10 protein-coding genes are annotated in these 14555 nt (G+C 67.6%); 2 read left to right on the top strand and 8 right to left on the bottom strand.

Annotated elements, in window-relative coordinates:
• Window positions 1–50: 50 nt before the first annotated feature.
• Window positions 51–1139, bottom strand: coding sequence for a copper-containing nitrite reductase (gene nirK / locus EV687_RS15075; RefSeq protein WP_122229495.1), 1089 nt, complete (start codon window positions 1137–1139; stop codon window positions 51–53).
• 200 nt (window positions 1140–1339) lie between these two features.
• Between nirK and EV687_RS15070 the strand changes: the two genes are divergently transcribed.
• Window positions 1340–2056 carry a Crp/Fnr family transcriptional regulator gene (locus EV687_RS15070; RefSeq protein ID WP_122229497.1) on the top strand — a complete coding sequence of 239 codons (717 nt, stop codon included), beginning with the start codon at window positions 1340–1342 and terminating at the stop codon, window positions 2054–2056.
• Between the two features lie 126 nt (window positions 2057–2182).
• On the opposite strand, the gene priA is transcribed toward EV687_RS15070, so the two are convergent.
• The 4 genes from priA to EV687_RS15050 form a co-directional block, all read right to left on the bottom strand.
• A complete protein-coding gene (priA, locus tag EV687_RS15065) occupies window positions 2183–4405 on the bottom strand; it encodes a replication restart helicase PriA (protein WP_122229499.1) in 2223 nt (740 codons plus the stop codon).
• A gap of 580 nt (window positions 4406–4985) precedes the next feature.
• Window positions 4986–6023: a hypothetical protein gene (locus tag EV687_RS15060; RefSeq protein WP_242612670.1), complete on the bottom strand. Its 1038-nt coding sequence runs from the start codon at window positions 6021–6023 to the stop codon at window positions 4986–4988.
• A 6-nt stretch (window positions 6024–6029) separates the two neighbouring features.
• A complete protein-coding gene (gene hemE, locus EV687_RS15055) occupies window positions 6030–7148 on the bottom strand; it encodes a uroporphyrinogen decarboxylase (RefSeq protein ID WP_122229501.1) in 1119 nt (372 codons plus the stop codon).
• 86 nt (window positions 7149–7234) lie between these two features.
• Window positions 7235–9598: a protein-disulfide reductase DsbD family protein gene (locus EV687_RS15050; protein ID WP_207226472.1), complete on the bottom strand. Its 2364-nt coding sequence runs from the start codon at window positions 9596–9598 to the stop codon at window positions 7235–7237.
• 283 nt (window positions 9599–9881) lie between these two features.
• Here EV687_RS15050 and EV687_RS15045 point away from each other — a divergent pair, with 283 nt between their 5' ends.
• A complete protein-coding gene (locus EV687_RS15045) occupies window positions 9882–10739 on the top strand; it encodes a creatininase family protein (protein ID WP_122229505.1) in 858 nt (285 codons plus the stop codon).
• Between the two features lie 107 nt (window positions 10740–10846).
• Here EV687_RS15045 and EV687_RS15040 read toward each other — a convergent pair whose 3' ends face one another.
• From EV687_RS15040 to EV687_RS15030, 3 genes are read right to left on the bottom strand one after another with little or no spacing between them, the layout of a single operon-like run.
• Window positions 10847–12451, bottom strand: coding sequence for an ABC transporter ATP-binding protein (locus EV687_RS15040; protein ID WP_122229507.1), 1605 nt, complete (start codon window positions 12449–12451; stop codon window positions 10847–10849).
• The gene (locus tag EV687_RS15035) at window positions 12448–13518 is read right to left on the bottom strand and encodes an ABC transporter permease (protein ID WP_122229509.1); all 1071 of its coding nucleotides are present in this window, start codon (window positions 13516–13518) and stop codon (window positions 12448–12450) included. Before EV687_RS15035 ends, EV687_RS15040 begins: the two co-directional genes overlap by 4 nt.
• Window positions 13502–14554 (bottom strand): ABC transporter permease subunit, encoded by a 1053-nt coding sequence (locus EV687_RS15030; RefSeq protein ID WP_122229511.1) that lies wholly within the window; start codon window positions 14552–14554, stop codon window positions 13502–13504. The genes EV687_RS15035 and EV687_RS15030 overlap by 17 nt, the downstream gene beginning before the upstream one ends.
• Window position 14555 lies beyond the last annotated feature (1 nt).

Below are 14555 nucleotides of genomic sequence, written 5' to 3'. Positions count from 1 at the left end.
CACTCCTCACTCTCTGCGGCGCCTGGTCCCCCTGGTCCGGGCGCCGGTGCTCACCAAGGCGTGCTGATGATCGGGCCGGGGGCCTTGATCTGCTTCATGTAGTCGTCGTTCCAGTCGCCCTCGACCTTCACATGCCCGGCCGCGCCCTTGTAGAAGGCTTCGATCAAGTTGTGATTGACGTAGGCATACACGCCCGGCTGCTTGAAGGTGTAGAAGGCCGCACCGGCCGAGCCACCACGGATGAACCAGGTCTCCAGGTCGCGCCAGGGCATGTTGTTGAACTTGCCATGCTCCCAGACCCAGTCGGCGTGGCCGCCGATCAGGTGCGGGCGGGTGTCGCGGTTGGCCTGCGAATGGATGAACAGCACGCTCTCGCCGACCTTGGCAGGCAGGGCGTTCTCGCCGGCAATGGCTCCCACCCGGCCGTTGAACACCACATGCGAGGGCGTGAGCGTTTCCATGACCTCGATGGTGTCGGGAAAACTCTCGGGCAGCGAGGCAAAGTCCTTGTACTTGCCGTTCTCGTCCTTGGGCACATAGAAGTCGAATTCGCCGATGGTGTAGACCCGGTCGTAATGCAGCGGCTGGCCGTTGCCGTCCTTGAGGCCCTCACGCGGCAGGATCATGATGGTGCCATGCATGCCAGAAACCACGTGCCAGGGCACCATGCCCTCGGGCGCGCAGTGGTAGACGAACACGCCGGGCCGGTCGGCCTTGAAGCGCAGCACGGCTTCTTCACCGGGGTTCACATTGGTCAGCTTGGCGCCGCCCAGCGCACCGGTGGCGGCATGGAAATCGACGTTGTGCGCCATCACGTTGGTGGCGGGGTTGACCAGCGTCAGCTCCACGTAATCTCCCTCGTGCACCACCATGGTGGGGCCCGGCAGCGTGCCATTGAAGGTCATGGCCTGCAGCGTGGTGCCCTGGTCGTCGATCACCACCTTCTTCTCGACGATCTCCATGCGAAACTGCACGACCCGGGGCGCGGCCTCGGTGGCCTGCTCGTGCGCATGCACCAGCGGCGGCGCCACCAGGCTGACCTTGACGCGCTCGAGATCCTTGGTGGTCTCGGCATGCAGCGGCATGAAGGCAAAAGCCGCACAAAGCGCTGCGGGAATCACGGACAATCGGGCTTTCATGGCACATCCTCTCGTTCTGTTTTGCAAAAGGGGTTGGGAATGTCTGCATTGAGCCCGATCGGCTGCGGGCGCTCTTTGTGCCATCACAAACAAGTGCACTGGCCAAGGGCGCGCCGGTTCAATGCTTGGCCCGCACTTGCGCCAGATCAAGCCAATCCGTCCGCAGCCTCTGTCCCAGCTTGCACCGAGGGAGCCTTTCCGTGACACCGCCGCTGAGCCTGGCCCTGATACGCCGCTTCGACCTGTTTGCGCAGGCACCTGATGAGACACTACAGGCACTGCTGCTGCACGCGCAGGTGCGCCGCCTGGCCGCCGGCGAAGCCCTCTTCCAGCAGGCCGAGACCGCCACGCATTTCTTTTTGTTGCTGGGCGGCACGCTCAAGGTCGTCAAGACGACGCCGCAGGGCGAGCAGGTGGTGGTGCGCTTTGTCCGCCCTGGCGACCTGCTGGGCATCGCCCGGCTGCTCAACCGCCCGGACTATCCGGCCACCGCCAGCGCCATCGAGGACAGCCTGGCGCTGGCCTGGCCTTGCGGGGCGTGGGAGCGCATGCTCGCGCTGCATCCGCGCCTGGCCGGGCAGGCACTGCAAACCGTCGGCCAGCGCCTGCAGGGCGCGCACACGCGCATCGAGGAACTGGCCACCGAGGAGGTCGAGCAGCGCGTGGCTCACACGCTGCTGCGCCTGGTGGCCCAATCGGGGCAGCCACAGGAAGACGGGCGCATCGCCATCGGCTTTCCGATCACCCGCCAGGACATCGCCGAGATGACCGGCACCACGCTGCATACCGTCAGCCGCCTGCTCAGCGCCTGGCAGGAGCGCGGCATCGTCGAAAACGGCCGCAAGCGCGTGGCGGTGCGCGACCAGGCCGCGCTGCAGCGGCTGGCCAGTGGCGCGGAGCGCCGCCAGCCGCAGTAAACGCCGGCTCAGCGTACCTTCTCGCTTGGCCCATAGGGACTGTTCCCAGAGCGTGTTCAAAGTCTCACCACGCAGCTGCAGTTTTTCACGCATGGCGGCAAACACGCCGAGACTTCGAACACGCTCTCAGATCTGCAACGGATCCACATCCACCAGCCAGCGCAGCAAACCCCGGCCGGCCTCGCTGCGGGCCGCCTGCAGCAACGGCTGCAGGGCTTGCAAAAAGGCCTGCAGCGCACCGCGCGAAGGGCTTTCCAGCAGCATCTGGGCGCGCTCGGCATTGGCCACGCGCTGCACACCCAACGGCACCGGCGGGTACACCGTCACCCAATCGTGGCCCGGCAGTGCCTGTGCGCGGGCCTGCTGCTGCACCATGCGCAAGAAGGCCTGCGCGGTTTCCTGACTGCGCGCATCGGCGCGCAGCAGTGCCTGGTGCGTGAAGGGCGGCATGCCGGCCTGCTGGCGGTCGTGCAGCTGCTGACAGGCAAAGCCCTCGTAGTCGTGCCGTGCCAGTGCCGCAAACAGCGGGTGGCCGGGCTCGCGGGTCTGCACCCACAGCTCGGGGCTGGAAGCGCCATCGCGCATGTAGCCGGCATCGCGTCCGGCCCGGCCGGCCGCCTGCATCAGCAGCGCGAACAGGCGCTCGGGCGCACGGAAATCGCTGGAATACAGCGCGCCATCGGGCTGGGCCACGGCCACCAGGCCAATGCGCCGGAAGTCGTGCCCCTTGGCAATCATCTGCGTGCCCACCAGCACATCGACGGCGCCACTGTGCACCTGTGCCAGGCTTTGCTGCAGCGCCCCTTTGTGGCGGGTCGAATCGGCATCGATGCGCAGCACCAGCGGCGCACGGCCATCAGGCAGTGCCATGGCGTCGAGTGCCTGCTGCAGCATTTCCTCGAGCTGCTCGGTGCCCCGCCCGAGCGGCGCCAGGTCGGTGCTGCCGCACTGCGGGCAGTGGCGCGGAATGCGGCTGGCGTAGCCACAGTGGTGGCAGCGCAGGCTGCGATCGGCCTTGTGCAGCACCTGGTGGGCCGAGCAATGCGGGCAGTCGCTCTTCCAGCCGCAGGCGCCGCAGCACAGCACCGGCGCATAGCCGCGCCGGTTAAGCAGCACCATGCACTGCTCGCCCTGCACCAGCCGCTCCTCCATGGCTTGCAGCAGGCTGGGCGCCAGCACCGTCTCGCGCGGCAGCTGGCGCATATCGACCATGCGCAGCGCGGCCAGCTGGCCCTGGCCGACGCGTTCGGGCATGGACAGGCGCCGGTAGTGTCCGGCAGGCGCCTCGGCGCTGGCCGGGCGGCTGTTCCACCAGCTCTCGAGCGAGGGCGTGGCCGACCCCAGCACGACCGGCACTCCCAGCTGCTTGCCCCGCCAGACCGCCAGATCCCGCGCATGGTAGCGCGCGCCGTCCTGCTGCTTGTAGCTGGCATCGTGCTCCTCGTCGACGACGATCAGACGCAGTTGCGCAAAGCTCGCCAGCACGGCCATGCGCGTGCCCAGCACCAGCCGTACGCGGCCCTGGTGCACCGCCAGCCAGTGGTTGAGGCGCTGCACCGGGGTCAGGCCGCTGTGCAGCACGGCCACGCAATCGGGCCCCAGCCACGGTCCGAAGCGCTGCTGCAGCAACTGCTGCCACTGCGGTGTGAGGTTGATCTCGGGCACCATGAACAGCACCTGCGCCTGCGGGTCCTGACGCAGCAGTGCCTCGGCCTGGCGCAGATAGACCTCGCTCTTGCCGCTGCCGGTCACGCCGTGCAGCAGATAGGTGCCGCCGCCCTGCTGCAGGGCATCGAGCACGGCCTGCTGCTGGGCGGTGAGCACCGGCCGCGGTGCCGGCTGCAATGCGGCGACCCGCTCCGCCGGCGCGTTGTCTACGGCAGCCTCCTGCGCCAGCGCAGGCTCCGCGCTGGCAACGGCCCTGGGGCGGCGCCGGGCCTTGGGTTTGGCGGCAGGTTCAGCCGGATCCCTGGCGATCTTCTGCAGGCGCTTGTGCCATTGCGCCAGCCCCTGGTCCTGCAATGCAGCCGGCAATGCCATCAAGGCCACTTCACCCAGGCTGCGCTGGTAATAGCGGGCGGCGAATTCCATCAGGCGGCGCCACTCGGATGCCAGCGGCGCCTGGCCATCGAGCACCTGGGCCACCGGGCGCAGACTCGCGGCATCGATGGCAGCCGCAGCGTCGTCCGGGGCGGCTTCATCCCAGACGATGCCGAGCACTTCCCGGCTGCCCAGCGGCACACGCACCAGCGTGCCCGGCGGCAGTGGCTGCTCGGCGGTATAGCTCAGCAAATGGCCAATGCCGCTATGAAACGGCGCCTCCAGCGCCACCTGCACACAGTGCGTCATCGCTCAGGCCCCGGCTCGCTGCGACAGGGAAGACGACAGGCTGTGGATAACTTTGTGAATATCCATCCAGAATTTTTCCTTGATGCTTCCAATTTTGTGGTATATGACACCATCCGTCACACACAATCCATGGCAATATGCTTATGAATCAATTACTTGTTCCGCAGATACCGATCTCGCCCCGGGGTGCGTGACAGCCCTTGTCATGCTGTGAGCAAGCCCCCTCCCACAGGCCCGGGCAGCCCACCCGAACTTGCAGACCAAACTCAGAATTCTTCACGATTGATGGCACAAATCATTGATTTAAGGCCTTTTTTTCCACTAACCCACAAAACCTGTGGATAAGTTTGTGGAAAACACTGTGCATGTCTGCCACAGGGCGCGTCATATCAAGGCTTTCATTGCAGTGCCACGCAAATAGGCAATCCAATCCGTCATTGAAAATCAATGACTTGCGTGGAATTTTTGAAATCATCGGCATTCCGTGGCGCATCGACCGGCCAGACCTTGCCAGCATTGCCGCGGCATCTGGTGGCTGTGCATAAACGGTGCGGCAGCGTGGCTGTCTGATGGTCTCGCGTCATGCCAGCGAGGCCTGCTGCCAATGCGCCCGCGTCAGGCGGTCGTGCAGTTCCACCACCGGCATGACCTGGTTGTCGACATGCCCCGAGCCGATCGATTCGAGATAGTGGCAGGCCGCAAAATCCTTGGCCAGGGCCTCATAGCGCTCGACCCAGGCCTGGCGCTCGGGCAGTCGCTCGGCCGCCACCGGCCAGACGCCGGGTCGCGGCTTCAGATGCGCATCCATGCCGATGCGCCAGGGTTTGGCCGTCAGGCGCGCGCGAAAGCAATGCTGGTTCAGGCACATGCGCACATAGACCGGATCGGCCTGCACGGCGTCGAAGAAACGCCGCACCTCGTCCTCATCGGCGCGGAACGGCCGGTGCGTGGCGACGACCCGAAAGCCCGCCGGCGTCCGGTAGAGGCGCAGGTTCCAGAGCGGATGCGTCCCGGCAAAATGCGTCAGGCGTGCGCGCATGGCCTGCTCGGGCGCATCGCGCCGCGCCACCCAGCCGCGCAACAGGGGCCGCGCCACCCAGAACGTGCCCAGCAAGGCCAGCAAGACCGCCAGCAGCAAGGTCACGCCCGGCGCGAATCCGGCGAACAGCTGCAAGCCGAGCAACACCAGCAAAAACAGGCCGGAGAAGACCCAGGCCAGCCCGGGCGCCCGGCGCGGCACCACATCGACATCGGCAAACAGCACATTGGGGGAATTCAGGCACTGCGCGCCATAGGCGTTGCGGGTGATGACCTGCTCGCCATGACGCGCCAGCACTTCCTCGCGGATCGGCATGCCGTCGGCGCCGTTATAGGCCTGCCGGGCCTCCCCCCGCGGCAGCGTCTCGCCCGCCAGGATGCGCTGCAGCGCGGCTTCGGCACGGGCCTGGGCGTGGGCTTGCGCCTCCGCCGCGCTGGTGTTGGACCAGCCGTGGCGCCGCACCGTGACCGGCTTGCGGCCCTTGTGGCCGTGCAGGCTGGCCTCGGCCCAGAAATCGGGCACCAGCATGGCTGGCGAGGCGCTGGCGCTGCCCTTGTCCTGCTGCTGCGCGAAGGTCATGGCCGCTTACCCGGCGCGCTGGCGCATCTGGTGCGAGAGCCGGTGCACCGCGTCGACGAACACCGCCACGTTCTCAGGCGGCGTGAACTGGCTGATACCATGGCCCAGGTTGAAGATGTGCGCGGGCCCGACGGTGCCGGCATCGGTGTGCGGCACGCCGAAATCGTCGAGCACGCGCTGCACTTCCTGCTCGATCACCGCCGGCGGCGCAAACAGCACGTTCGGGTCCAGGTTGCCCTGCAGGGCCTTGCCCGGCTGGCCCGCGCTGCCGCCCACGGCCGCGCGGGCGCGGCCGAGATTGGCCGTCCAGTCCAGCCCCAGTACTTCGCAGTCGAGCCCACCCATGGCGCCCAGCCACAGTGCCCCGCCCTTGGTGAAAACGATGCGCGGCACGTCGCTGCCGTCGGCGCCGCTGCGCTTGAGCTGCCCCAGCACCCGTTCGGTGTAGGCCAGGCTGAAGGCGCGGAAGTGGCTGTCGGCCAGCACCCCGCCCCAGCTGTCGAAGATCATCACGGCCTGCGCGCCAGCATCGATCTGCGCGTTCAGGTAAGCGGCGACGGCATCGGCGTTGACGGCCAGCAGCCGGTGCATCAGCTCCGGCCGGGCATACATCAGCGTCTTGACCTTGCGGTAGTCCGAGCTGCTGCCACCCTCGACCATGTAGCAGGCCAGCGTCCAGGGGCTGCCGGAGAAGCCGATCAGCGGCACGCGGCCGCCCAGCGCATGGCGGATCGAGGTGACGGCGTCGAACACGTAGCGCAGCCGCTCCAGGTCGGGCACGGCCAGCGCAGCGATGCTGGCCTCGTCATCGGCGCGGCGCTCGAAGCGCGGGCCCTCGCCCTCGATGAAGTGCAGGCCCAGGCCCATGGCATCGGGCACGGTGAGGATGTCGGAGAACAGGATGGCGGCATCGAGCGGATAGCGCTCGAGCGGCTGCAGCGTGACCTCGGTGGCGAAATCCACGTTGGTGGCCAAGCCCATGAAGCTGCCGGCCCGCCCGCGCGTGGCGCGATACTCGGGCAAATAGCGCCCGGCCTGGCGCATCATCCACAAAGGGGTGTAGTCGGTGGCCTGGCGGCGGCAGGCACGCAGGAAGGTGTCGTTGTGCAGGCGTGGGAATGTCATGGGCGCTATTGTCACCCGGGATCGTCCGCCTGCCGCCAAAGCCCCGCCACGCCCCGCCTCCTTGGCGGCGGTGCCTCGGCGCCGCTTCAGCGCGGCGGCAAGGCCTGCAGTTGCGTGCGCAGCTCGGCGCGGTCGAGCAGTTCGGCCATCACCACCACCGGCCGGCCCGGCACATGCAGTGCGTAGGTGGGCACGCCGCTGCGGCCCAGCGCACGCAGCGCCTCGGTGATGGCGGGATTCTGGCGCGTCCAGTCGGCGCGCAGCAGTCGCACCCCGGCAGCGGCAAAATCGGCCAGCACCCCCTCGTCGGCCAGCGTGGTGGCCTTGTTGTACTGGCAGGTGATGCACCAGCTGGCGGTGAAGTCGACGAACACCGGGAGCCCCTGGTCCAGTGCCTGTTGCTGGACTTCAGGCGACCATTCCTGCCAGCCGGCACCGGTCTCGGCCTGCGAGAGCTGCGGCGCTGCAGGCGGCGCGGCCGTCGCAGCCGCAAAACGCAGCGCGCCCAACGCCAGCACGGCCAGCGGCGCCAACAGCACCAAAGCCCATGCGCCCTTCAATACCAGGGCGGCGGACCGGGGCCGGTGGCCCCACAGCCACAGCGCAAAGCTCAGCGCCCACAGCACGAACAGCCAGGCCGCCATGCCATCGATGCCAACCTGTTGCGCCAGCACCCACAGCAGCCAGGCCACGGTGGCGAACATCGGGAAGGCCATGGCACGTTGAAAGCCCTCCATCCAGGCGCCCGGGCGCGGCAGGCGTGCCAGCCAGTCGGGAAACCACACCAGCGCCACGAAGGGCAGCGCCATGCCCAGCCCGAGCGCCAGGAAAATGCCCAGCGCAGCCCAGGCCGGCAGGCCCAGCGTAGCGCCCAGCGCCGCGCCCATGAACGGTCCGGTACAGGGCGAGGCGATCAGCACCGCCAGCACACCCGAGAGCGCCGCATGCACCAGTGGCGAACGTGGCCTGGCATCGCCGAGTGCCGACGGCAGCCACACGCGCAGTTCGAACACACCGGCCAGCGCCAGCCCCATCAACGTGAACAGCAGCGCCATGCCGGCCACGAACCAGGGTGACTGCAGTTGAAAGCCCCAACCCAGTTGGGTGCCGGCCAGGCGCAACGCCAACATCAGCGCGCCCAGCAACGCGAACGAGACCACCACCCCGGCGCCGTAGGCCAGCGCGCTGCGGCGCTGCAGGCGTCGGTCGCCGCCATGGCGCACGATCGACAAGGCCTTGATCGCCAGCACCGGGAACACGCAGGGCATCAGATTGAGCGCCGCGCCGCCCAGCAGCGCCAGCACCAGCATCCAGGCCCACTGCACGGTGCTCCCGGCGCTCGCGGTACTCCAGCCGACAGTCACCGGCGTACCGGTCGCCACCGCCGCACCGGCATCGGCGCGGGCCTGGTTGTCCGCCAGCGCCTGCAGCAGTGCCGCCGAAGGCTGCGCGCGCGCAGCGCCCTGCCAGCCGGCGGTGACCGGCACCTGCACGCGCCAGCCCTGCGTCAGCTCGCCCCCGGCCGGATGCCAGTCGCCACCTTCCTCGGCCGTCATGCGGGTGAGCACCAACGGCAGGCTGGCACCGCTGGCCTCGCGGTCAGGAGCGAGCGGCACCTCGGCGATCCACACGCCTGCGGCGGCATCAGCGCCTTCTTCCCAGTGCTGTTGCCATTCCTGGCCATCGCGCGCGCCATGGGCCAGCGTAAAAGGGGTTTCGGCAAACAGTTCCAGCTTGTGTCCCTGCAGCGCGGCGGGCAGGCCGGCAATGCGCAGCCGCAGCCGATCGCCCTCGGCAGCCGCACTGGAGCCTTCGGCGGCCAGCGCCTCGGGCCGCTGCTGCCAGGCCTGCTGGAACCCGGCGGCGTGCAGGCCGGTCGTGCCCTGCACCGGCACCTGGATGTGGAAACTGCCCTGCTCCGGAATGCATTCGAGCTTGCACACCAGCCAGCTGGCATGCAGCGTGATGGGCACGGCCGCGCCCCGGCCCAGTCCCAGCGCCTCGCCCACCTGCACGCCGCCGGGCGCCACCGTGACCGGCACCGGCAGCAGCACCGTGCCCTCATAGCCGTAGTTGGCCAGTGTGCCGATGCGCAGCTTGCGCGGCGTGGGCCAGTCGATCGCGCCGGCTTCGAGACCCGGCGGCAGCTGCCACTGCAGTTCGGTGGCCATGCCGGAATCGCCCGGGTTCTTCCAGTAGGTGTGCCAGCCCGGCGCATGCTCGATCAACAGGCCCAGCCAGACCGGCTCGCCCGGCTGCAGGCCCTCTGGCGCATGCACCACCAGCTCGGCGCGCACATGCGGGGTCTGCACCTGCGCAGAGGCCGCCGGAGCCCCCGATGCGTCGGTGGAGAAGCGGATTTGCGCTGCCGCACCGCAAGCCCAGGCGGCCAGCAGCACCGCACACAGCAGCGCCGCCTGCCGCTGGAGCCAGGTGCTCAAGCGGCCCATGCAGGCCCGCCGGGCCATTGAAGAAACAATCGATGCGAACACGTCAGATCAACCCGGAACCAATGGCACCTGCCACCGCAAAAAGCCACCCAAAAATCACATGCACCACCGTGCACGAACAAGGGCGTGGCCAACGGTCTTTGAACAGGTTTTCAAGGCCGCGCCACGCCAGCGCAGATTATGAGCGCCAAAGCCGGCATTGGTTCCTGTCAAGCCTTCAGGCCGGACTTCAGCCGGGTCTCCTGCCGGCAAGGTGCGCCGGCCCAGACGGCATAATCGCCGCATGAGCCAAGCCATCGCCCCCTCCGAGACACCCAACGCCTGGCCCAGCCTGCGCTGGAGCGCGCTGGGCACGCGCGACTTCGCCGAACGCGCCGGCAGCGCCCTGCTCGCTCGCAGCGTCGCCGTGCTGCCGGTGGGCGCCACCGAGCAGCATGGCCCGCACCTGCCGCTGGGCGTCGATGCGCAGATCACCGATGGCATCGTCGGCCGCGCCATCGCGCAGCTCGAGGCACTGCCACCGGCCGAGCGAGCCCCTGCCCTCTTCCTGCCCACGCAGGCCATCGGCTTCAGTCCCGAACACGCCGACTTTCCCGGCACGCTGACGCTGGAGCCGGCCACCATCATCGCGCTGTGGAGCGAGATCGGCGCCAGCGTGGCGCGCAGCGGCATCCGGCGCCTGCTGATCTTCAACAGCCACGGCGGCCAGGTCAGCGTGATGGACATGGTCGCGCGCCAGCTGCGCCGCAGGCATGGCATGCTGACCTACAGCAGCAGCTGGTACCAGCTGCCGCAGCCACCGCACATCGAGGCGCTGTTCTCCGCGCACGAGCAGCGCTTTGGCATCCATGCCGGCGCGCTGGAAACCTCGGTGCTGCTGCACCTGCACCCCGAGCTGGTGCATACGGAGCAGGCCCGCGTCTTCGCCTCCAGTTCCGAGGAGCGAGCCCGCCGCTATCCCATCCTCGGCAATGGCAAAAGCGCCAAGATGGGCTGGATGATGCAGGACTACAACCCCGAGGGTGCCGCCGGCGATGCCCGCGCCGCCAGCGCCGAGAAGGGCCGGCTGCTGGTCGACAATGCCGCCACCCAGCTGGTGGCGCTGCTGCACGAGATCAGCGCGCTGCCGTACGGCGACTGACATGCCCGCCTTGCCGCGCCCGGCCACAGGGCGCCAGACGTGCGCACATCCAGTGCGGCGATCTGCCAGGACTCTGTGCTGGTGCGCGCCAAAGAGGTACGGCGCACTCAGACTGACTCGATCAGCTTCTTCGTGTAGCCATGCGATGGTGCTGTAAGAATGGCAGAGACCTCGCCATGCTCCACGATCCGGCCATGGCAGGTGACCAGGACGCGGTGCGCCAACGCGCGCACCACCGCAATGTCGTGGCTGATGAGCACGTAGGCAAAGCCGTGGCGCTGCTGCAAGTCCGTCAGCAACTGCAGAATCTGCTGCTGAATGGAGACGTCCAGCGCGGAGGTCGGCTCGTCCAGGATGACGATAGCCGGTTGCAAAATCAGGGCGCGGGCAATGGCGATGCGCTGGCGCTGGCCGCCGGAGAATTCGTGCGGAAAGCGCCCTGCAGCATCGGCGGGCAGGCCCACCTCCGCCAGCGCCTGCAAAACCAGTTGGCAGCGTGCGTCGGCATCGAAGTGCCGCTGGTGCAGCGCCACGCCTTCGCCGACAATCTGCTCGACGGTCTGGCGCGGCGAGAGTGAGCTGAACGGGTCCTGAAATACCGCCTGGATGCGGGCGCTCAACGCCCGTCGCTCGCGCCGCGCGTAATCACTGCGCGGGCGGCCGAACACACGGATCTCGCCCGCACTGGTGCGTTGCAGGCCCAGCAGCGCCGCAGCCAGCGTCGATTTGCCCGAGCCGGATTCGCCAACGATGCCCAAGGTCTCACCCGCCCGCAAGTCCAGATCGATGCCATCGAGCGCGCGCAGCCGGGTGGCCGGGCGCACCAATGCCGCCAAGCCCTTGCCAGGCACCGGATAGTCCACCGCCACGCCGCGCGCCTGCAGCAGCACGGGCGCATCGGCGGCCACGGGCCGCACCTCGCGTCGGGGCGTGCTGGCCAGCAGTTTGCGGGTGTAGGGGTGCTGCGGCGCGGTGAACAGCGCTTCGACTGGCGCGACCTCGACCAGCCGGCCATGCTCCATCACCGCCACGCGCTGGGCGAAATGCCGCACCAGCCCCAAGTCGTGGGTAATCAGCAGGATCGCCATGTTCTGGCCGTTCGCCTGCTGCTTCTGCACATCCAGCAGCAGGTCGATGATCTGCCGGCGCAGCGTCACGTCCAGCGCGGTGGTCGGCTCGTCGGCCAGCAGCAGGCGCGGCCGGCAGGCCAGCGCCATGGCGATGACGGCACGCTGGCGCTGCCCGCCGGAGAGCTGGTGCGGGTAGGCGTAGCTGCGCCGGGCCGCATCGTCGATGCCGACCTGCTCCAGCAGTTCGATCACGCGCGGGCGCGCCGCGCGCGGGTGCACGCCCTGGTGCAGGCTGATGGATTCGGCGATCTGCCGCCCGATGGTATAGACCGGGTTGAGCGCCGTCATCGGCTCCTGGAACACCATGGAGATGTCGGCGCCGCGGATGGCCTGCATCTGCCGCTCGGATTTGGCGTTGAGGTTATCGCCAGCAAAGCGGATCTGCCCCTGCACCCGCGCCGCGTTCAGCAGCCGCAAAATGGCCAGTGCCGTCACGCTCTTGCCGGAGCCCGATTCACCCACCAGCGCCAGCCGCTCGCCCGCCTGCAATGACAGCGACAACGCATCGACCGCCGTCTTCTCGCCGAATTGGATGGAAAGCTGGTCGATCTCCAGCAAGGCTTTGGCGTGATTGGTACTCATAAGGCGGCCCCCGCAGAGCGGTCGCGCAGATCGAACGCATTGCGTAGCGCATCGCCCACCAGCGTCAGCAGCAGCAGGGTGAGCGTCAGCACGCCGAAGGTCGGCACCAGAATCCACCAGGCGTAGAGGTTGGCCTTGCCCTGCGCCAGCAACTCGCCCAAGCTGGGCGTGGGCGGCGGCACGCCGATGCCCAGAAAATCCAGGCTGGTGAGCACGACGATGGCGCCGCTAATGCGAAACGGCAAAAAAGTGATCACCGGCGTCAGGCTGTTGGGCATGATGTGGCGCCAGATGATCTGCGCATGCGACAGCCCCATCACCCGCGCCGCGCGCACGTACTCGGCCTGCCGGTTGCGCAGGAACTCGGCACGTACGTAGTCGGACAGGCCGATCCAACTGAACAGCGACAGCAGCACCACCAGCAGCAGCATACTGGGCTTGAACATGGATGCGAAGATGATGAGCAAATAAAGCTCTGGCATGGCCGACCAGATTTCCAGCAGGCGCTGACCAAAGAAATCGACGCGGCCGCCAAAATAGCCCATCACCAGCCCGAACAGTGTGCCGATCACCGTGCCGACGATGGCCAGCAGGATGCCGAACACGAACGACACCCGAAAGCCGTACAGCAGCCGCGCCAACACGTCGCGGCCGATGGTGTCGGTGCCCAACACGTTGTCCGCCGAAGGCGGCGCCGGGTGCGGCTGCGCGGAGAAGTAGTTCAGGCTGTCGTGGGAATACGGGTTGGGCGCGCGCAGCACCTGGCCGCCATCGCCACGCACGAGTTGCAGCACCTGCGGATCCAGCCAGTCGGCCTCGGTATCGAGGGCGCCGCCAAACTGCCGCTCCGAGTAATCGTTGACCAGCGGAAAGTACCAATGCCCCTGGTGCACCACCAGCAGCGGCCGTTCATTGGAAAGCAGCTCGCCCGCCAGGCTCAGCACCAGCATGGCAGCCAGCGCGATCAGGCTCCAATAGCCCAGCCGCTGGCGCTTGAAGCGCAGCCAGACCCGGCGCCAGGGAGAGATGGAACGGGAATGCGTGGCCATTTCAGCCCTCCAAGGCATCGAACTTGATGCGCGGATCAATGAATGTGTAGCCGATGTCCACCGCCAGCTTGATCAGCAGGCCGACGATGGTGAACAGATAGATGCTGCCCAGCACCACCGGGTAGTCGCGCCGCATGATGGCCTCGAACGACAGCAGGCCGACGCCATTGAGCGAGAACATGGTCTCGATCAACAGGCTGCCGGAGAACAGCAGGGCCACGAAGACGTTGGAGAACCCCGTCACCAGCGGCAGCATGGCGTTTCTGAGCACATGCCGGTACAGCACCGCGTTGCTGGACAGGCCCTTGGCCCGCGCCGTCAGCACGTACTGGCGGCGAAACTCATCCATGAAAGTGTTCTTCGTCAGCATGGTGGCGATGGCAAAGCTGCCCACCGCCATCGACGCCACCGGCAGCGCCATGTGCCAGAGGTAATCCAGCAGCTTGCCCGCCAGGCTCAGTGTCTCCCAGTCATCGGAGGTCAGCCCGCGCAGCGGAAACAGCGGCGGCAGCACGCCACCGCCAAACAGCAGCAGCAACAGAATGCCCATGACGAAGCCGGGAATCGAATACCCGACGATCACCACCAGGCTGGTGGCGAGATCGAAGCGCGAGCCGGCATGCACGGCCTTGGCAATACCCAGCGGAATCGACACCAGATAGGCGATCAACACCGTCCACAACGCCAGTGACAGCGACACCGGCAGGCGCGAGAGCAGCAGATCGCGCACCCGCTCCTGGTGGAAATGGCTCATACCCAGATCCAGCCGGGCGTACTTGGCCAGCATCTCCAGGTAGCGCTGGCCCAGCGGCTTGTCAAAACCGTATTGCTGGCGCAGGGCGTCGATCTGCTGCGGGCTGATGCCGGAGCTGGCATCGTAGCTGCCGGGGCCGGTGGCCGCGGCCTCGCTCTGCGCGCCGCCGCCCTGCAACTCCAGCATGATCTGCTCGATCGGCCCACCCGGCACGAACTGGGTGACGAGAAACGACAGGGTGACGACGCCGAACAACGTCGGAATCATCGCCAGCAGCCGCTTGAGAATGTAGGAAGGCATG

This window comes from Corticibacter populi, assembly GCF_004217315.1.
Taxonomy (GTDB): Bacteria; Pseudomonadota; Gammaproteobacteria; order Burkholderiales; family Burkholderiaceae_C; genus Lampropedia; species Lampropedia populi.
Note: the sequence above shows the minus strand (reverse complement) of the source record. Positions and strands in the feature narration are given on the sequence as shown.

What these genes read in the sequence shown, in the direction of transcription:
- EV687_RS15050 (WP_207226472.1), bottom strand. Translation starts at nt 9,598, where the DNA reads ATGGGCCGCTTGAGCACCTGGCTCCAGCGGCAGGCGGCGCTGCTGTGT.
- hemE (WP_122229501.1), bottom strand. Translation starts at nt 7,148, where the DNA reads ATGACATTCCCACGCCTGCACAACGACACCTTCCTGCGTGCCTGCCGC.
- EV687_RS15045 (WP_122229505.1), top strand. Translation starts at nt 9,882, where the DNA reads ATGAGCCAAGCCATCGCCCCCTCCGAGACACCCAACGCCTGGCCCAGC.
- nirK (WP_122229495.1), bottom strand. Translation starts at nt 1,139, where the DNA reads ATGAAAGCCCGATTGTCCGTGATTCCCGCAGCGCTTTGTGCGGCTTTT.
- EV687_RS15040 (WP_122229507.1), bottom strand. Translation starts at nt 12,451, where the DNA reads ATGAGTACCAATCACGCCAAAGCCTTGCTGGAGATCGACCAGCTTTCC.
- EV687_RS15030 (WP_122229511.1), bottom strand. Translation starts at nt 14,554, where the DNA reads ATGCCTTCCTACATTCTCAAGCGGCTGCTGGCGATGATTCCGACGTTG.
- EV687_RS15035 (WP_122229509.1), bottom strand. Translation starts at nt 13,518, where the DNA reads ATGCCTTGGAGGGCTGAAATGGCCACGCATTCCCGTTCCATCTCTCCC.
- EV687_RS15060 (WP_242612670.1), bottom strand. Translation starts at nt 6,023, where the DNA reads ATGACCTTCGCGCAGCAGCAGGACAAGGGCAGCGCCAGCGCCTCGCCA.
- priA (WP_122229499.1), bottom strand. Translation starts at nt 4,405, where the DNA reads ATGACGCACTGTGTGCAGGTGGCGCTGGAGGCGCCGTTTCATAGCGGC.